Annotated in this window: 18 protein-coding genes; 10 read left to right on the plus strand and 8 right to left on the minus strand. The window is 59.1% G+C overall.

Annotation, left to right across the window (positions count from 1 at the left end):
• Positions 1-86: 86 nt before the first annotated feature.
• The 3 genes from cgtA to rplU all read right to left on the minus strand — a co-directional run bounded on the left by cgtA (position 87) and on the right by rplU (position 2,108).
• Entirely contained in the window at positions 87-1,310 is a 1,224-nt protein-coding gene (gene cgtA / locus AC515T_RS24860; RefSeq protein WP_496530388.1) for an Obg family GTPase CgtA, read from the minus strand.
• 190 nt (positions 1,311-1,500) lie between these two features.
• Positions 1,501-1,758: a 50S ribosomal protein L27 gene (gene rpmA / locus AC515T_RS24865; RefSeq protein WP_003205738.1), complete on the minus strand. Its 258-nt coding sequence runs from the start codon at positions 1,756-1,758 to the stop codon at positions 1,501-1,503.
• Between the two features lie 35 nt (positions 1,759-1,793).
• The gene (gene rplU, locus AC515T_RS24870; protein WP_003176051.1) at positions 1,794-2,108 is read right to left on the minus strand and encodes a 50S ribosomal protein L21; all 315 of its coding nucleotides are present in this window, start codon (positions 2,106-2,108) and stop codon (positions 1,794-1,796) included.
• A 239-nt stretch (positions 2,109-2,347) separates the two neighbouring features.
• On the opposite strand from rplU, the gene AC515T_RS24875 reads away from it, so the two are divergent.
• The 3 genes from AC515T_RS24875 to AC515T_RS24885 all read left to right on the plus strand — a co-directional run bounded on the left by AC515T_RS24875 (position 2,348) and on the right by AC515T_RS24885 (position 4,322).
• Entirely contained in the window at positions 2,348-3,316 is a 969-nt protein-coding gene (locus AC515T_RS24875) for a polyprenyl synthetase family protein (RefSeq protein ID WP_072411888.1), read from the plus strand.
• A 201-nt stretch (positions 3,317-3,517) separates the two neighbouring features.
• Positions 3,518-3,859 carry a zinc ribbon domain-containing protein YjdM gene (locus tag AC515T_RS24880; RefSeq protein WP_496530389.1) on the plus strand — a complete coding sequence of 114 codons (342 nt, stop codon included), beginning with the start codon at positions 3,518-3,520 and terminating at the stop codon, positions 3,857-3,859.
• A 205-nt stretch (positions 3,860-4,064) separates the two neighbouring features.
• Entirely contained in the window at positions 4,065-4,322 is a 258-nt protein-coding gene (locus tag AC515T_RS24885) for a PA4570 family protein (protein ID WP_003205743.1), read from the plus strand.
• A 115-nt stretch (positions 4,323-4,437) separates the two neighbouring features.
• Here AC515T_RS24885 and bamJ read toward each other — a convergent pair whose 3' ends face one another.
• From bamJ to AC515T_RS24905, 4 genes are all read right to left on the minus strand, one after another.
• The gene (gene bamJ / locus AC515T_RS24890) at positions 4,438-5,055 is read right to left on the minus strand and encodes a BamJ family beta-barrel-assembly machinery protein (RefSeq protein WP_122564948.1); all 618 of its coding nucleotides are present in this window, start codon (positions 5,053-5,055) and stop codon (positions 4,438-4,440) included.
• A gap of 203 nt (positions 5,056-5,258) precedes the next feature.
• Positions 5,259-5,747 carry a TIGR00645 family protein gene (locus AC515T_RS24895; protein ID WP_047230159.1) on the minus strand — a complete coding sequence of 163 codons (489 nt, stop codon included), beginning with the start codon at positions 5,745-5,747 and terminating at the stop codon, positions 5,259-5,261.
• A gap of 132 nt (positions 5,748-5,879) precedes the next feature.
• Positions 5,880-6,221, minus strand: coding sequence for a PA4575 family protein (locus AC515T_RS24900; RefSeq protein ID WP_013694243.1), 342 nt, complete (start codon positions 6,219-6,221; stop codon positions 5,880-5,882).
• A gap of 511 nt (positions 6,222-6,732) precedes the next feature.
• Positions 6,733-9,171 carry a Lon protease family protein gene (locus tag AC515T_RS24905; protein ID WP_496530390.1) on the minus strand — a complete coding sequence of 813 codons (2,439 nt, stop codon included), beginning with the start codon at positions 9,169-9,171 and terminating at the stop codon, positions 6,733-6,735.
• A 274-nt stretch (positions 9,172-9,445) separates the two neighbouring features.
• Between AC515T_RS24905 and AC515T_RS24910 the strand changes: the two genes are divergently transcribed.
• The 7 genes from AC515T_RS24910 (at position 9,446) to lanM (ending at position 16,687) form a co-directional block, all read left to right on the plus strand.
• A complete protein-coding gene (locus AC515T_RS24910; RefSeq protein WP_024780764.1) occupies positions 9,446-9,934 on the plus strand; it encodes a DUF3015 domain-containing protein in 489 nt (162 codons plus the stop codon).
• Between the two features lie 89 nt (positions 9,935-10,023).
• A complete protein-coding gene (locus AC515T_RS24915; RefSeq protein WP_496530391.1) occupies positions 10,024-11,877 on the plus strand; it encodes an Lnb N-terminal periplasmic domain-containing protein in 1,854 nt (617 codons plus the stop codon).
• Positions 11,878-11,976: 99 nt separating this feature from the next.
• Positions 11,977-12,333 carry a hypothetical protein gene (locus AC515T_RS24920; protein ID WP_496530392.1) on the plus strand — a complete coding sequence of 119 codons (357 nt, stop codon included), beginning with the start codon at positions 11,977-11,979 and terminating at the stop codon, positions 12,331-12,333.
• A 70-nt stretch (positions 12,334-12,403) separates the two neighbouring features.
• A complete protein-coding gene (locus tag AC515T_RS24925; RefSeq protein WP_496530393.1) occupies positions 12,404-12,895 on the plus strand; it encodes a GreA/GreB family elongation factor in 492 nt (163 codons plus the stop codon).
• A 190-nt stretch (positions 12,896-13,085) separates the two neighbouring features.
• Positions 13,086-13,229: a hypothetical protein gene (locus AC515T_RS24930; RefSeq protein ID WP_496530394.1), complete on the plus strand. Its 144-nt coding sequence runs from the start codon at positions 13,086-13,088 to the stop codon at positions 13,227-13,229.
• 152 nt (positions 13,230-13,381) lie between these two features.
• On the plus strand, positions 13,382-13,540 hold the full coding sequence (locus AC515T_RS24935) for a hypothetical protein (RefSeq protein ID WP_496530395.1): 159 nt from the start codon (positions 13,382-13,384) through the stop codon (positions 13,538-13,540).
• Positions 13,541-13,621: 81 nt separating this feature from the next.
• Entirely contained in the window at positions 13,622-16,687 is a 3,066-nt protein-coding gene (lanM, locus tag AC515T_RS24940; RefSeq protein WP_496530396.1) for a type 2 lanthipeptide synthetase LanM, read from the plus strand.
• A 171-nt stretch (positions 16,688-16,858) separates the two neighbouring features.
• Here lanM and ettA read toward each other — a convergent pair whose 3' ends face one another.
• Positions 16,859-18,523 (minus strand): energy-dependent translational throttle protein EttA, encoded by a 1,665-nt coding sequence (ettA, locus tag AC515T_RS24945; protein WP_018601028.1) that lies wholly within the window; start codon positions 18,521-18,523, stop codon positions 16,859-16,861.
• Between the last annotated feature and the right edge of the window lie 77 nt (positions 18,524-18,600).

An 18,600-nucleotide genomic window follows, 5' to 3' on the forward strand; every position in this document is an offset into this window, starting at 1 on the left:
GGTGTGTCAACCGCCATCAACATTGCTGACCCCCTGCAATCGCGAGCAAGCTCGCTCCCACAGATATTGGTTTCAACTAAGCTGCATCAGTCGCGAACGTAGATGATTTCCGGACCGTCTTCGTCATCCACATCTTCCTCATCCCAATCGTCGTCACCGATGTCATGGACCGACTTCACGCCGCTGCGACGCAGGGCACGCTGGTCATCCAGCGCCTGCAACTGGGCACGGGCTTCGTCTTCGATGCGCTGGTCAAGCTCGGCCAACTCTTCCTTGTAGACCGGGTCATTGGCCAGGCGATCAGCGCGATCTTCCAGGTAGCGCATGATGTCGTGGCAGAGGCGCTCGGTGTTTTCCTTGGCGATGGCCGAGATCACATAGACCGGACCTTCCCACTCCAAGCGGTCGACGATTTCCTTGACCCGCTCCTCATGCTCTTCTTCGAGGATCTGGTCGCACTTGTTCAGCACCAGCCAACGGTCACGCTCGGCCAGGGCCGGGCTGAACTTGGTCAGCTCGTTGACAATGACTTCAGCAGCATCGGCAGCATCGGTTTCATCCAGCGGCGCCATGTCGACGAGGTGCAGCAACAGGCGGGTACGGGACAAGTGCTTGAGGAAACGAATCCCCAGGCCCGCGCCCTCGGAAGCCCCTTCGATCAACCCCGGAATGTCGGCGATCACGAAGCTCTTCCAGCGGTCGACGCTGACCACGCCCAGGTTCGGCACCAGGGTGGTGAACGGGTAATCGGCCACTTTCGGCTTGGCCGCCGACACCGAGCGAATGAAGGTGCTTTTACCGGCGTTCGGCAAGCCCAGCAGACCCACGTCGGCCAACACTTTCATTTCCAGCTTCAGGTCACGCTGCTCGCCAGGCTTGCCTGGCGTGGTCTGGCGCGGCGCACGGTTGGTGCTGGACTTGAAACGGGTGTTGCCCAGGCCGTGCCAGCCGCCATGGGCGACCAGCAGACGCTGGCCGGCCTTGGTCAGGTCGCCAATCACTTCCTGGGTGGCCGAATCGATCACCGTGGTGCCGACTGGCACGCGCAGGATCAGGTCTTCGCCCTTCTTGCCGGTGCAGTCGGTACTGCCGCCGTTGGAGCCACGCTCGGCATCGAAGTGCCGGGTGTAACGGTAGTCGACCAAGGTGTTGAGGTTTTCATCGGCGAGCATGTAGATCGAGCCGCCGTCACCTCCGTCACCGCCGTTCGGGCCACCGTTTTCAATGAACTTTTCCCGACGGAAACTCATGCAACCATTGCCGCCGTCGCCGGCCTTCACTCGAATCGATACTTCATCAACAAACTTCATGACACACGCCTCTCGCCATACGGACGAGCCAAAAAAACAAGACATAAGACTCTTGCAAAAATGAGCGCAGCGACCTGATGACACGCCCCAACCGCAGCGCCGACAGCCCATACAAACAGTTTTGCAAGAGACTCACCCCACAAACGAAAAAGCCCCGTCGCAAGACAGGGCTTTTCCAGCGGTCTCGCAATTAAGCTGCGATAACGCTTACGTAACGACGACCGAAGGCGCCTTTTACTTCGAACTTGATCACGCCTTCGACTTTAGCGAAGAGGGTGTGATCCTTACCCATGCCCACGCCGTAGCCAGCGTGGAATTGGGTGCCGCGCTGACGCACGATGATGTTGCCTGCTTTGATAGCCTGGCCGCCATACATCTTCACGCCAAGGCGTTTGGCTTCTGAGTCGCGACCGTTACGGGTACTACCACCAGCTTTTTTGTGTGCCATGAGTTCAATTCTCCTAGTGAGGAATTAGGCTGAAATTAAGCCTGAATACCGGTGATTTTGATCTCGGTGTACCACTGGCGGTGGCCCATGCGCTTCATGTGGTGCTTACGACGACGGAACTTGATGATGCGGACTTTATCGTGACGACCTTGGGAGATCACTTCAGCCACAACGGTAGCGCCAGCAACGACTGGAGCGCCGATATTCACGTCATCGCCATTGGCGACCAACAGAACGCGATCAAAAGTCACGGATTCGCCGGTAGCGATTTCCAGTTTTTCGATCTTCAGGTATTCACCTGGGGCGACCTTGTATTGCTTGCCACCAGTAACAATTACTGCGTACGACATGGTATTTCTCCGATAATCCTGCTCACCCAGCGCTTTATAAGAAGAGGTATTGGCTGGCATGGCTGCATGGGCTGGAAGGCCCGGATGCAATTGCGTAAGGCAGGTGCTGCCCAGGAAGTTCAGGGTGCGCGATTGTACGCAAGCCAAGAGCCCCTTGCAAGTAGCCGTCCATCGCGCCTTGACACCTGCGGACGTGGGTCCTAGCATGCCGCGCAACCCTTCTGGAGCACCTGTCGCTGATGCAACCCCAAGCTTTCTACCGCGCGGTGGCGGACGATTTTAGCGCCGTCGACGGCATCATCAAGAAGCAGCTGACTTCCCGAGTGCCGCTGGTATCGAAAATCGGCGACTATATCACTTCGGCGGGCGGTAAACGCCTGCGTCCTTTATTGGTGCTGCTGTGTGGCAAGGCCCTGGGTCGCGAAGGCGATGACATGCGCCTGCTGGCCGCCACCATCGAATTCCTGCACACCGCGACCCTGCTGCACGACGACGTGGTCGACATGTCCGGCATGCGCCGTGGCCGTTCGACCGCCAACGCCATGTGGGGCAATGCCCCAAGCGTGCTGGTGGGCGACTTCCTGTATTCACGCTCGTTCGAAATGATGGTCGAGCTGGGCTCGATGCCGGTGATGAAGATCCTGTCCCAGGCCACGCGCATCATCGCCGAAGGCGAAGTGCTGCAGTTGTCCAAGGTGCGCGATGCCAGCACCACGGAAGAAACCTACATGGAAGTCATCCGCGGCAAGACCGCGATGCTCTTCGAAGCCTCGACCCACAGCGCCGCGGCCCTGGCCGGCGCCAGCGCCGAGCAGAGCGAAGCGCTGCGCACCTTCGGCGACCACCTGGGCGTGGCCTTCCAGTTGGTGGATGACCTGCTCGACTACAAGGGTGATGCCGAGACCCTGGGCAAGAACGTCGGTGACGACCTGGCCGAAGGCAAGCCGACCCTGCCGCTGATCTACACCATGCGCGAGGGCACGCCGGAACAGGCGGCGCTGGTACGCCAGGCGATCCAGAAAGGCGGGATCGAAGACCTGGAAAGCATCCGCATCGCGGTCGAAGCTTCCGGCTCGCTGGAGTACACCGCGAAACTGGCCCGGGACTACGTCGCCCGCGCGATCAAATGCCTCGACGCCCTGCCGCCCAGCGAATACCGCGATGCGCTGGTGGAATTGAGCGAGTTTGCGGTCGCCCGTACTCACTGATTGCAACGGCAACGACGAACTTTTGTGGCGAGGGAACTTGCTCCCGCTCGGTTGCGCAGCGACCGCACGTGCCATAAGGGGGCTGCTTCGCAGCCCAGCGGGAGCAAGCTCCCTCGCCACAAAAGCCCCACATCACCCTCCCAGCAACAAAACCCTATATAATGTGCGCCCTTTTGCCCTCCTGATACCCAAGGAACCTTAGTGAGCACGTTGCCTCCCTGCCCGAAATGCAATTCCGAATACACCTACGAAGACGGCACCCAACTGGTCTGCCCGGAGTGTGCCCACGAATGGTCCGCCAGCGGCGACGTTGAAGCGGCGTCCGACGACACCGTGAAGAAAGATTCGGTCGGCAATGTCTTGCAGGACGGCGACACCATCACCGTGATCAAGGACCTCAAGGTCAAGGGCACGTCACTGGTGGTCAAGGTCGGCACCAAGGTCAAGAACATCCGCCTGTGCGACGGCGACCACGACATCGACTGCAAGATCGACGGCATCGGCCCGATGAAACTCAAATCCGAGTTCGTCAGAAAGGTCTGATTCGGCTGTATTCCATCCCATGCCCCGCGTGTGGGATGGAGCTTCACCCTCCCCGCTTCAGCCCTATTTCCCGGGTGTTAGCCAAGCGCCAGGCGCCTTGAGCTACCACAACCCATCGTCAGAAAAACAATCGCAACGCCAATAGAGACTTGCTATTTAGCGAATAAGAATTATTCTCATCGAAACCATCAAGGAGATGAGAACCATGACTTATTTGATCGATGCCTGGCTGGACCGCCCACATCCCTACCTCAGGATCCTGCATCGGGAAACCGGGGAAGTCTGTGCGGTGCTTGAAGAAGAAGCCTTGAACGAGCTGCAGGACCAAGGAGACCTGGACCTCAACAGCCTCAATTCCAGTGAGCCGCTGGTGCTCAAGGAACTGGTGCGCAATCTGTTCCTGTTCTGCTATGCCCGGGCGTTGCGCCCTACGGGTGATTTCAGCGGCAGGTTCCATGGATGAAGCATCAAACCCCGTGGGAGCGAGCTTGCTCGCGATAGCGGTGTGACAATCAACTGGGATGTTGAATGTAAGTCCGCCATCGCGAGCAAGCTCGCTCCCACAGCTATTTAGGGTCTTACAGTACGTCCAACAGCTCGACGTCGAACACCAGCACGCTGTGCGGTGGAATGCTGCCAACGCCTTGAGCGCCGTAAGCCAGTTCGCTCGGCACGTACAGGCGCCATTTGCTGCCGGCATTCATCAGTTGCAGTGCTTCGGTCCAGCCTGGGATCACGCCGCCTACCGGGAATTCAGCTGGCTGGCCGCGATCGTAGGAGCTGTCGAACACAGTGCCGTCGATCAGGGTGCCGTGGTAGTGGGTACGCACCTGGTCTTCACGGGTCGGCTTGGCGCCTTCACCCTGGGTCAGCACTTCGAATTGCAGGCCGGAAGCCAGGGTGGTGATGCCGTCACGCTTGGCGTTTTCCGCCAGGAACGCACGGCCTTCGCCAGCAGCGGCTTCAGCCTTGGCGGCGGCTTCCGCTTGCATGATTTCACGAATGACCTTGAAGCTGGCGGACATCTCGTCCTGGCCCACGCGGCTTGGCTTGCCGGCGAACGCGTCGGTCAGGCCGGCCAGGATCGCGTCCAGGCTGACACCCGGTGGTGGGTTGTCGCGCAGTTGGTCGCCCAACTGACGGCCAATGCCGTAGCTGACGCGGGTTTCGTCGGTGGACAGGTTAACTTCGGACATGATGCTGCTCCGCTGTGCGGACGGCTCGAGAGTTGCCGTGTGTGCCACAGCGCCTCCCGGAGCGCCCGGAACCAAAAGGGCGAGCAGACTAGCACAGATGCCACGGCGGGTGACGAGCCCTCACGTCAAAGCAACCCGCCAGAAACGGCAACGCCCGCCTGCAGTTCGCCAGGCGGGCGTTGCGTCAGCGCGGTGAACGGACCTCAGTGCTTGGTCAGTTTGTCCAGGTAACCCATGGCGAAGGCCGAGACCACGAAGGTCATGTGGATGATCACATACCACATCAGGTGCTCGGGATCGACGTTCTTGGCGTCCATGAAGATGCGCAGCAGGTGGATGGAAGAAATGGCCACGATCGAGGCGGCGACTTTCATCTTCAGCGATGAAGAGTCCATGGTGCCCAGCCAGTTGAGCTTTTCCTTGTCGGAGTCGATGTCCAGTTGCGACACGAAGTTCTCGTAGCCGGAAATCATCACCATCACCAGCAGGCCGCCCACCAGCGCCATGTCGATCAGCGACAGCAGCACCAGAATCAGCTCGGACTCGGCCATGGCGAATACATTGGGGATGATGTGAAAGACTTCCTGGAAGAATTTCAGCGCCAGGGCCAGCAGGCCCAGGGACAGCCCGAAGTAGATCGGCGCCAGCAACCAACGGGAGGCGTACATTGCATTTTCGATAAAGCGTTCCATTGAGTCTCACACCTGGGCTGAAAAATCGCGGCGAGTATATCAGCCACGACCTGCCCCACAAATGCCGGGGCCATCCCTGGTCCCTGCTCTTGTGTCAAAATTTTTCTGCGAGTGTCCGTGCGGCGATAGCCGTCAATGCAGCGGACGAAACTCGAAGCCGCCGACATTGCGGCAACGGCCTCCATTGATTTCACGCAGCTGGGCCTGCATGTGCAAGGACCAGATCTGCGGGTCGTCGGCCAGCTCATAGCCGTGCAAGGTCAGGCTTTGCACAATGGTATCGAGGATGGATTCGGCGGCAGTCGGGCCGGGAAATGGCCCTTGCGCCTTGATGGCAGAGGGTTGTTCGCCAGCCATTCCGGCGGCGAAGAGCAAGGTCCACATACCGGTATCTCCCGCCAGGGGACGAATGGCGCATTCGATACGGGTGACAAGGCCCAGGCATTGACGAGTGAGGCAAAGGTTGCGCGACATGGCGGCGCCCCTCGGTAGATCCGGTATTCAGTCTCGGGAGGAGGCTGTTTCGATCCAATGATGACTCTCGTTATCCTTGAGCTGAGGATAGAAGAAAAGTTCCGGGCCCACGGGTTTTCGAGACCAGAATACGCTGAGCGGTCATAGTGTGAATATTGACGCCAAAGTGGCGGCACTTTTGAGAACTCATCCACAAAACAGTGTGGGAGCGAGCTTGCTCGCGATGGCGGTGTGACAGTCGAGATACCGTGACTGAAATTCCGCTATCGCGAGCAAGCTCGCTCCCACAGGTTTCTGGCGCTCACACACAACCCGTGTGGCGAGGGAGCTTGCTCCCGCTCGGCGGCGCAGCCGTCGTAAAAACTGGCTGACGCGATCCATCTGAATGATCGCGGCAATCCAATTGGGGCCGCTTCGCAGCCCAGCGGGAGCAAGCTCCCTCGCCACAATGACCCGCACTTCGCCGCCAATCCAATGGTGGAAGCGAGGTCTTGCGGCGGTCAGGAAAACATCAAGCCGGCTTGGCCTCCGCCAAGGCCTGCTGCGCCAGTTCCTTTTCCGCTTCCTTGATGTCGTCTTCGCTGATCATCTCCGCGATCACCCGCAGCCGCTCCACCACCCGGGCGTTGACGCTGCCCTCCGGGAACTCGCCGTTTTCATCCGGCTCGCCGGCAGGCTCGCCCACCAGCAGGCTCAGGGCTTCGTCGGCCTGACGCACCGCATAAACGTGGAATTGCCCGGCGCGCACGGCGGCCAGCACTTTCTCGTCGAGCATCAGGGTCGCGACGTTGGCCTGGGGAATGATCGCCCCCTGCTCACCGGTCAACCCACGGGCTTCGCAGAGGCGGAAGAAGCCTTCGATCTTCTCGTTGACCCCACCCACCGCCTGCACTTCGCCGAACTGGTTGATCGAGCCGGTGATGGCGAAGCACTGCTTCAACGGCGTCTTCGACAGGGCCGAGATCAGCGTACACGCCTCGCCCAGGGACGCACTGTCGCCGTCCACGTAACCGTAGGATTGCTCCAGGGCGATGCTGGCCGAGATCGCCAGCGGGAACTCCTGGGCATAACGGCTGCCCAGGTAACCGGTGAGGATCATCACGCCCTTGGAGTGGATCGGTTGGCCAAGGTTGACCTCCCGCTCGATGTCGACGATGCCACTGCCGCCCGGATACACCGTGGCGGAAATCCGCGCCGGCACGCCAAACGCCGAGTCGCCCACTTCCAGCACGGTCAAGCCGTTACACTTGCCCACGGCGGCGCCGTCGGTGTCGATCAGGATAATGCCCGCCAGCATGTCGTCGAGGATTCGCGCCGAGACACGCCCGGTGCGGGTGGCCTTGGCCTTGAGGGCACGTTCGATGTGGCCGGCGTCGGTCATCTCGTCACCGGCCAACTGGCGAATGAAATCCGCCTCGCTGACCAGTTGGAACAGGTCACCGATACGCGCCGACAAGCGTCCCTGGTGTTCGGCCAGCCGGGCGCTGTAGGTCGCCAGGCGCGCCACCGCGTCGGCGGTCAGCGGCGCCATGCCTTCTTCCGAAGTGCGGGTCTTGAGCAACTGGGCGAACTGCTCCAGGCTCTCGTCACCCATCGGGATGTCTTCATCGAAATCCACCAGCACGCGAAACATTTCCTGGAAGTCCGGGTCCAGGTCCTGCAAGGCGTAATAGAGCTGGCGGGCGCCGATGATCACGACCTTGACCTGCAACGGGATGTGTTGCGGCGTCAGGGTCACCGTGGCCAGTCGTCCCAGCTCACCCAGGGGCGATTCCATCTTCAGCTTGCGCGATTGCAGGGCGCGCTTGAGCGCATCCCATACGAACGGTTCGCCGAGCATTTTTTCCGCTTCAAGGATCAGGAAGCCGCCATTGGCCCGGTGCAAGGCCCCCGGACGCAGCTGTCGGTACGTGGTGTAGAGCGCGCCCTGGTCGGTGCTGTATTCAATCCGGCCGAACAGGTTGTCGTAGGTCGGGTGCGGCTCGAACACCACCGGCGCGCCACCGCTGGACGGATGCCCGACCACCAGGCTCGGCGCGTACTGCTCTTCCAGCAGTTTGCGGGCGATGGCGTCGGTCTTGCTGTCGTCCACCAGTTGCTCGACCACGGTCTTGAGCAGATAGACCTGCATGGCCTGCAGATAGCCGCAGACCGCGGCGTTCTCCGCGTACTTTTCCGACAGCGGCGCCAGCAACGGTTGCAGGGCCAGGGTGATGGTTTCTTCGTTGAGCTGGCGCAACTGATTGCTGGACTCGCGCTTCCATTGCGGCAGGCTGGCGAGCTCTTCGTTCAAGCGCTCCTCCAGGCCGGAGATGTCCTCGTGGAAACGCTCGCGCTCGGCTTCCGGCAACTGGGCGAATTCCGCCTCGTCCAGGGCCTTGCCTTCGCTCATTGGCGTGAAGGCGATGTTGCTGCTGTCACGGTACAACGCGACATCCTTCTCCAGCGCCAGGCGCTCGATCACATCCAGGGCCCGGTCGTAGCGCTGGTTGAAGGCGCGGTCGATGGCGCTTTTTTTCTGCTGGTAGGACGGGTGCTCGAACACCGCCGGGAAGGTCGCCAGCAGGTTGTCGATCAAACCGTTGATGTCACCGATGAACGCACCGGCCGTGCCGGACGGCAGCTCCAGGGCACGGGGTTCGCGGGGTTCATCGAAATTGTTGACGTAGACCCAGTCCGCCGGGGTCTGCAGGCGCTTGCCTTCGGCCTTGAGGTAGCGTTTGACGAACGAAAACCGGCCGGTGCCGGGCTCGCCCATGACGAATACGTTGTAACCGGGGCGCGGCATGGCCACGCCGAACTGCAAGGCTTCGACCGCACGTTCCTGGCCAAGCACACCGCGGAAGGGCTCCAGATCATTGGTGGTAGAGAAGCTGAACTGTTCAGCGGAAAACGGACGGGTCAGCGCTTCGGGCGCTAGACGCAAGCTGGCAGCAACAGGATCAGGCATCGGGCTTCCTTACATCAGGCGGGGCAGATAGCGGCATTCTGGCGCTGCCTGTACCTGACTGGCAAGGAGCGCCTCTGACCAAAGCATAGTCAATGGGAAAACCCCGGATGGGACCCCGTAAACAGGCGATCCCCCGTAATGTTTTTGCAAAATATCACGGAACCCTCGGATCGTGCCTAAACTCCAAATTGCGCGGCTGGAACAATAACCGGCCCACTGGCAGCTGTAGGGGCCAGACCCTGTCCATTGGTATGCACATAAAGAGAACATAGCTATGAAACGGATTCTTCTCGGTACTCTCTTCACCGCTGTATCCCTCAACGCCATGGCTCAGGCGCCGGGCGGCCCGGATTGCGGCTGGGGCAACATGCTGTTCGAAGGTCAGCGTGGCACTCCGGCACACTTCCTGGCATCCACCACCAACGGCACTTCCGGTAACGCGACCTTCGGCATGACCTCCGGCACCAACGGGTGCTCGACCAACGCGGCACTGACCTACGGCGGCAAGTCCTGGCTGGCCATGAATGGCATGATGAACGAGCTGTCCGAAGACATGGCCAAGGGTCAGGGCGAAGCGCTGACCACCTATGCCGTGGTACTGGGCGTAGCGCCGGAAGATCGCGCACACTTCTCCGCCGTTACCCACGAGCACTTCCAACAGATCTTCAGCAAGGCTGACGTGACGGCGGAAGATGTGCATACCAACACCCTGGCCGTGCTGAAAAACGACCCTCGCCTGGCCAAGTACGCGACTCAAGCTTAAGCTCGACAGCACTCGCTCCTCTCGGGGAGCGGGTTTTCTTTTTGGGGCCCCTTCGGTCTTTATTTTTTCGACTTTCCAAGTAGCCGACTATGCTCAAACGCCTTGCCTGGCTGGCGCTCTGTGTGTGCGCCCCGCTGTCCGCCGCGCCTCATATCGACCCTCAACGTTTGCAGCAACTGGCCAATGACCGCTTCTGGATCTCCCTGGGCCACTACGAAACCGCCAAGCTGGGTGGCTGGCGCAGCTATATCAGCGACAAGAAATTCTTCCTCGCCCCCGACGGCAACGAACATCCTGACCATGAACTGACCGCCACGCTGCAAGCCTTGTATGGCCCGGCCAGCACCGGCCAGCAGCATGCCCAGTGCGTGTATCCGGCACGCACCCGCTGGCTGAAGGCGCAGCTCAACCTGACAGACCTGCCGGCGGTCAATTGCAGCGACTTCACCCAGTGGTTCAAGGACGTCTCGCCCCACAGCGCGGTGATGATTTTCCCCGCCGCGTACCTCAACAGCCCGTCCTCGATGTTCGGCCATACCCTGTTGCGTATCGACCAGGCCGATGTACAAAGCGACAAGACTGCCCTGCTCAGCTACGCGATCAATTTCGGCGCCTACATCGAAGGCTCGGACAACAGCATCCTCTATGCCTGGAAGGGCCTGATGGGTGGCTATCCCGGCCTGTTCGCCCTGGTGCCGTACCAGGAAAAACTCTCCGAGTACCGTAGCCTGGAGAACCGCGACCTGTGGGAATACCGCCTCAACCTGAGTCAGGCGGAAACCGCGCGCATGGTCGAGCATGTGTGGGAACTCAAGCAGATCCAGTTCGACTATTTCTTCTTCGACGAAAACTGCTCCTATCGCCTGCTCGAATTGCTGCAAGTGGCCCGCCCCAGCCTGCGCCTGACCGAACAATTCCCGCTGACGGCGATTCCCACCGACACCGTCAAGGCGGTGAAAGAAGCCGGCCTGGTGGAAAGCATCCAGTATCGACCGTCCCGGGAGCGAGAACTGCTCAGCCGCGCCGAACCGCTCAGCGATGATGAACAGCAATGGGTACTGAGCGTCAGCGCCGATCAGCAGCAACTGCAAGCAACGGCCTTCAAGGCGCTGCCACGCGCACGCCAGGCGCTGATCATCGACGCGGCGTATCGCCTGGAGCGCTATCGCGCCAACGGCCAGGAACGCGATCCACAACGAGCCCAGCGCAGCTTCGAGCTGTTGCGGGCGATCAACCAGAACCCCGCGCCGGAACTCGACATCCCGCAACCGGGCCTGCCCGAGGACGGTCACCAATCGCGTACCTGGCAAGCCGGCCTCGGCACCCGGGGCGACCGGGCGTTCGGCGAGTATGGCTTGCGCATGGCCTATCACGACCTCAACGACAACGCCGAAAGTTTCCCGCTGGGGGCACAGATCGAAATCCTGCAATTGAAACTGCGCCAGTACGAAGGCAATGACTGGCAGGTGCAGCAACTGGACCTGGCGACCATTCGCTCCCTGACCCCACGCAACGAGCTGCTGCAACCGTTGTCCTGGCAGGTCACCGGCGGTCTGGAGCGGGTGCCGGGCAAACACGACGATGAAACCTTGGTCAGCCACGTCAACGGCGGTGCCGGTGGCACCTGGGCGCTGGGTGAGGATGTGCTGGGCTTTGCCCTGGGCACGGTGCGGGTCGAGCACAACAACGATTTCGCCCAGTTCATCGCCCCGGCCGCCGGCTTCAACAGCGGCGTGCTGTGGAAAAACCCGCTGGGCAACCTGAGCCTGGAAGCCAAGGGCGATTATTTCGTCAACGGCGAAGTGCGTCGTAGCCTGAGCTTGAATCAACAATGGGAATTGTCCCGCAACCTTGGCTTGCGCCTGAGTGCCCAGCGGGAATTCAGCCAATTGGCCTCGCCGGAGAACGAGGTGATGCTCGAGGTGAAGTGGTATCACTACTGACGGCCTGCGTCACCAACGGATTGATCACCGCGCTTTCACGCCTTTCTGACGAATCCACTTCTAGACTTCTTGTAGGCGGGATTCGGCAGGAAAACGGAAATGAAGCGCGCGGCGATGGTACTGGGTGTGTTGATGTTGCTCGGTGGCTGTGAAACAACCCACGAGGACTTGATCGCCCGGGGTTACCCACCGGCGTTCGCCGACGGTTACGACGACGGCTGCAGCAGTGGCCGGCAAGCGGCCGGGGTGATCACCGGCCAATTCAGGAAAGACGTGCCGCGTTACCTCAAGGATCCGCGCTATGCCGAGGGCTGGAGCGATGGCTTCCGGCAGTGCCAGGCCATGCGCGAGAGTGAAGAGCGTAACGCCTACCGCGAACGCCATTGGGACGAACGTGAACGGGCCTGGCAGCAACAGAAGGACCAGGACGCCGCCCGGGCTTATCGCTCGCCGTGAGTCGCATACAGATATTCGTCGAAACCAAAACCTTGCGACCATGGCCCAAACTCCAATAGAGGAGAACACCATGAGCCGCGCTTTCGTCAACGAAGACAACGCCGCTGCCCAGGCCGACCAGCCGGTCGAACGCCAGGTCAGCGCGCAACCCAATTACGTCACGCCCACCGGGCTTACCCAGCTCCAGGCCCGGGTCGCCGAGTTGCAAGCCTTGCACAGCCAGCAGGCGACGCGTGGGGAGCTGGCGGACAAACAACGGATCGCCGACCTTGAACGGGATTTGCGCTATTTCAAGCAGCGCCTGCAAAGTGCCCAGGTCGTTGCACCGACGTCGTCCGATCAAGTACGGGTCGGGCATTGGGTGACCTTTGTCGATGAACAGGATCACGAGCAACGGGTGCAATTGGTGGGTGAAGACCAGGCCGATGCGGCCAGTGGCTTGATCAACTGGGGTTCGCCGCTGGGGCGGGCGTTGTTGGGGGCGAAGGTTGGGGATGAAGTGACATGGAAGCGACCACTGGGCGATCTCGCCATCGAGGTCGTGGCGATAGACCTCCAATGATGTTGCCAGTTTCTTTAAACATGATTACAGCCTCTAACATCAAGTCCCGACAACATTCTATTACTTGCCTGTAGCTATATGTAACCGCAACATGAGGTCATAACAGCAAGTTTGCGTTAAATCAGGACCATGCTACTGTTTTTCCCGCACCGCAATCGGTGCACTGTAAAAACAAAAAGGAGATGCACTCATGAGCGAGCAACTACTGGCAATGTCAGGTGACTTCGACAACGATTTCAAATCCTACCAACAGGTAACTGACCTCGGCTTCGAGTCAGCAGCACTGACCATTGTCGAGTGCGGCACCATAAACTGTACCGCCCTCTTATGCTAAACCCTTTCCCAGCAAAGTAGACCTGCACAACAGGTCCTTGATACCCCCTAACCCCACCTATAAAACAACATCATCCACACCCTACAGTTCGGGTGCGTTTACTCGCACCCAATCGCTGTACGTGGTGTTTTATAACTGATGAGGAAAACACTATGAGCGAACAGATCATGAACATGTCCGGCGACTTCTATGGCGAATTCGACGCTTATCAAGCCCCCGCCGATAATATGGGATCGATCCTGGCAACGACAATGGAATGCAACACCTTTGGAACGTGCACCAATGTTGAATGCTCGACACTGGGGTGTTAAGCCCTTCGACTGATCAAAACAGGCAACACCTATAACCATAGAGCAGGCAACGCCTGCTCTATCCATGTCAGGAGCAATGGCATGCTTGTTAACGCTTTGCAGTTGAATCAGCGAGGCCGGTACAGATTCTCTTCCGACGGCGACATCGCCCTTTTTGAAAACAACCTGACCCGTCTGCATGTTGATGATCAAGCCTTGCTGGATCATTTCGGATTGAACCGGGACCAACTGGCGTCGTATGCCAAGGGCCCCATCAACCACCCGCGCCTGCCCGTCGACGGCGAAACCGCCTTGATGGCCCTGAAGAACAAGCTCACTCGGCTTGACAGCCTTCACGTCGACACAGAGGCCTTGAGCGGCAAAGACAATTTTTATTGGTTTGGCTACCGTTTTTATCTTTATTTCATCGACATGTTCAAGGCGGATGGGCGCTACGCCAGAGCGTCACTGCACATGGATGAACCTGCCCTGCTGGCAAGCCTTGAGCACTATGTCCTGGCACGAGTCGGACGCACATCGGAACAAAGCCTGGTCCATTACCTGAATACGCGAATTGCCGACGGCGACGACATTGATCTGGGCGGATTCAACGAACACCTGCGCACATTGCCGTTGCTGAATTTTTTCGAATCCTATCCCGTGCTGGCGACACTGCTGCTGGATTTGCTGGAGGACACCCTCAATTATCTTTATGCGGTCATTTTCGACTTTGCCGACGATGTTGAAGCCCTGGAAGCGGAATTCTCGATCCCGTCTCGGAAAATCAATGCGATCGAGTTCGGCCTGGGTGACCCCCACGGTCGCGGCGAAACGGTCTGCCAGGTCAAGGTCTGCACAACTTCATTGATCTACAAGCCAAGAGCAAGCCGCGAAGCACTTTTTTTCAATCAGCTGCTTGGACAATTACGCGAGTGGACAGGCGCTGATTGTTTTGCCATCCACGCGCCTAGAATTCTCAGCCGTGAACGACACAGCTGGATAGAAAAGATCGACAACACGCCTTGTGCCAGCGCAGCGGACGTGGCGCTGTTCTATAAAAAAATGGGCGCACAAATCGCCGTCATTCATGCACTCAACGGTATCGACTTCCATTACGAGAACATCATCGCGTGTGGCAACAGCCCGGTCATGATTGACCTGGAGTGCTTGTTCACCGCGTCCACCAGTGAACTGCTACTCGACCTGCCTGCCAACAGTGCACTGTCCAATACCTTTAAATTGATCCAGCAGTCGGTATGTTCCAGCGGTTTTGTGCCCTTTTCACAAAAATCCAATAACGACCAGAGCGGGCTGACTCGGCAAGCGCTATTCATCTCCACCCGTCACGCCCTGGTTTTCGAAAATGGCTTTTACCATTTACGCAAAGTCGAGTTCGAACACCTTCTGGTGCAAAAACACTTGCCGCTTTTGCAGGGCGAACGCCAGGGACATGAAACGTTTAAAGCCGAACTTATCCTCGGCTTTGAATACGCTTATGGCGAATTGATGACGCATCGGCACACGATTATGCAGATGCTTGAGCAATCCGCAGGCGAATTATCAACCCGTGTATTGCTCAAGAACTCTCAACGTTATGCTGACTTTATCGGGCTGAGCCGCCATCCACGCTTCATGAAAAACATGTTGGACCGGGAGCTTCTGCTGGCAACGCTGTGGAGAGACTTGAAGGAGCCCTATCGAACAAAGGGTATCCCGCGCTATGAGATAGCCGACCTGCAAAGATCCAGCATTCCGTGTTTCACCATGCCGCTCAACGCCAACGCTTTGATGAGCGCACAAGGTGAAACAATAGACATGACGCCAGTACAACCGCCGATAAAAAGCTGCCTACAAAAAATAGCCAACCTGTCTACCGCCGACAGGGCATTACAACTCACGTTACTCGAAATGTGTCTGTTCCCAGAGTCCAATGGACAGCCGCCATCACATGTCATCGCCAATGAAGCGCTCCAAACGGATCGACTCGACGCAGTACTGCGCATCAGTTCCCGCCTCGAAGCGCTTGCGGTCAAGGGAACGGCAACGGACGTCAGTTGGCTGGCTTTTCATACGCACCCCACGACTCACAGGAAATACCCCTCGCCAATGGATCACGGGTTGTACTCCGGTGTCGCCGGGGTTGGCTTGTTTTACCTGAGCCTGTTCAAGGTGAGCGGCAAACCGCACATGCTGGCACTCCTGGATCAGGTCCTGGACTCACTGGAGCAACATTTTGGCTTTTTCAAAGCCGACCTGACCGTCAGTGCTTACCATGGGCTGGGTGCATACATCTATCTGCTCATCAATCGTCGCCAAATCACGGGCGATCCGAAACACGATGAGAAAATTGCCAGCCTGCTGACCCAGCTGATTGAAGTCCCCCCTGAACGCTACGACTTCGACTTCCTGGGCGGTTGTTGTGGTGCGGTGACGCTGCTGGCCAATATCCATGGGTTATCCGCGCAAGCGGATGTGCTGCCGGCCATTCGGCGCATGGTCGACTACATAAAGGACCAAGTCCTGATCGAAGAAGGCCAGCTTCTGCGACGCGATGATCGCTCCGTCATTTTAACGGGCCTGTCCCATGGTCTATCTGGCGTCATCCATGCGTTGTGCAAAGCCTACGACGTGACCGGCGATAGGGCCTTGGTGCCCTTGGCCATCCAGGTACTGGAGGGTGAAAATCGCTTGAGCCGGGAAGGTTTCTGGCTGGACCTGAGAGACCTGGTCCCTGTCGACCATGCCACCAAGTGGTGTCATGGAGACGGCGGCATCCTCATCGCCAGGCGACAACTCATGAAGTCGATGGGAGATGCCTTGGACGACACCACCCGGCAGACAGTCCTCGACGACATCCAGCGCTGCGAGAACAATCTCTGGCACCACGGCTTCGGCGATGGCTACAACCTTTGCCATGGCGATTTCGGCAATCTGATCTGCCTGTATGACTTGTATCGGCACGCCGATAATCCCGAGGGCATCAGCAGGGTCAAACAGGCCCTTGGCGAAGTCACCCGGCAGTTTTTCGAGGGCCCCTTTCTCCATAGCGACCGGGTTCCCGACGTGAGCCTGCTGACTGGCATTACAGGCGCAGGTTATGCCTTGCTGTATGAGATCGACCCAACGATCCCCAACATACTCTCGCTCGATTTCGCGATGCCCGCTTAAGTGGGCTAACAGTCACTGTGGGGAGCGAGCTTGCTCGCGAGACGGCTTCACATTCAGCATCTCTGCTAGCTGATCCAGCGCTATCGCGAGCAAGCTCGCTCCCACAGGGGAAATTGCGCCCATAAAAAAACGGAGCCTTCGAAGGCTCCGTTTTTTATGCAACCGACCGAATCAGGCCAGCTTCTTGTGCCGTACACGATGCGGCTGGGCGGCCGCTTCGCCGAGGCGTTTCTTGCGATCGGCTTCGTACTCGGTGTAGTTGCCTTCGAAGAACACCGCTTGGGAGTCGTCTTCGTACGCCAGGATGTGGGTCGCCACGCGGTCGAGGAACCACCGATCGTGGGAGATCACAATGGCGGCGCCCGGGAAGTCCAGCAAGGCTTCTTCCAGGGAACGCAGGGTTTCGACGTCGAGGTCGTTGGACGGTTCGTCGAGCAGCAGGACGTTACCGCCCTCCTTCAAGGTCAACGCCAGGTGCAAGCGACCGCGTTCACCACCAGACAGGTCCTTGACGAACTTCTGCTGGTCGCCGCCCTTGAAGTTGAAGCGGCCGACATACGTGCGCGACGGGATTTCATAGTTGCCGATGCGGATCTGGTCGGAACCGTCGGAGATCTGCTGGAACACGGTCTTGCTGCCGTCCAGGTCTTCGCGGCTCTGGTCGACGCAGGCCAGTTGCACGGTTTCACCGATTTCGATGCTACCCGAATCCGGGGTTTCCTTGCCCATCAGCATGCGGAACAGGGTGGATTTACCCGCGCCGTTACCACCGATCACACCGACGATGGCGCCTTTGGGCATGGAGAACGACAGGTTGTCGATCAACACGCGGTCGCCATAACCCTTGGTGACGTTCTTGAATTCGATGACCTTGTCACCCAGGCGCGGACCGGCCGGGATGTAGATCTCGTTGGTTTCGCTGCGCTTCTGGAATTCCTGGGATTGCATTTCCTCGAAGCGTTGCAGACGTGCCTTGGATTTGGACTGGCGGGCCTTGGCGCCTTTGCGCACCCACTCCAGTTCTTCCTTCATGGCTTTTTCATGGGCCGACTGCTGCTTGGATTCCTGGGCCAGACGATCGGACTTGGCTTCCAGCCAGCCCGAATAGTTGCCCTCGTACGGAATGCCTGCGCCGCGGTCCAGTTCCAGGATCCAGCCGGCGACGTTGTCCAGGAAGTACCGGTCGTGCGTGATCGCAACCACGGTGCCTGGGAAGTCGTGCAGGAAGTGTTCGAGCCAGGCGACGGAATCGGCGTCCAAGTGGTTGGTCGGTTCGTCGAGCAGCAACATGTCCGGGGCCGACAGCAGCAGGCGGCACAAGGCCACGCGGCGCTTCTCGCCACCCGAGAGGTGTTCGACCTTCGCGTCCCAGGCCGGCAGGCGCAGCGCATCGGCGGCGACTTCCAGCTGGCGATCCAGGTTGTGGCCGTCGCTGGCCTGCAGGATCGCTTCGAGCTTGGCCTGTTCGGCGGCCAACTTGTCGAAGTCGGCATCTGGATCGGCGTAGGCGGCATAGACTTCGTCGAGGCGCGCCTGGGCGTCCTTGATCACGCTGACCGCTTCCTCGACCACTTCACGCACGGTCTTGCTCGGGTCCAGCTGAGGCTCCTGGGGCAGGTAGCCGATGTTCAGGTCCGGCATCGGACGGGCTTCGCCGTCGAATTCGTTATCGACGCCGGCCATGATTTTCAGCAGCGTGGATTTACCCGAGCCGTTGAGGCCCAGCACGCCGATCTTGGCGCCGGGGAAGAACGAGAGTGAAATGTTTTTCAGGATTTCCCGCTTCGGCGGAACAACTTTGCTCAGCCGATGCATGGTGAAGACGTATTGAGCCATGGTGAACCTAGCGTCAGTGACAGGTGAAAAGAACGAGCCAGGCCATGCGCGGCGCCGGCACTTGACGGTCATCAGTG

The organism is Pseudomonas sp. FSO-7 (assembly GCF_059579345.1).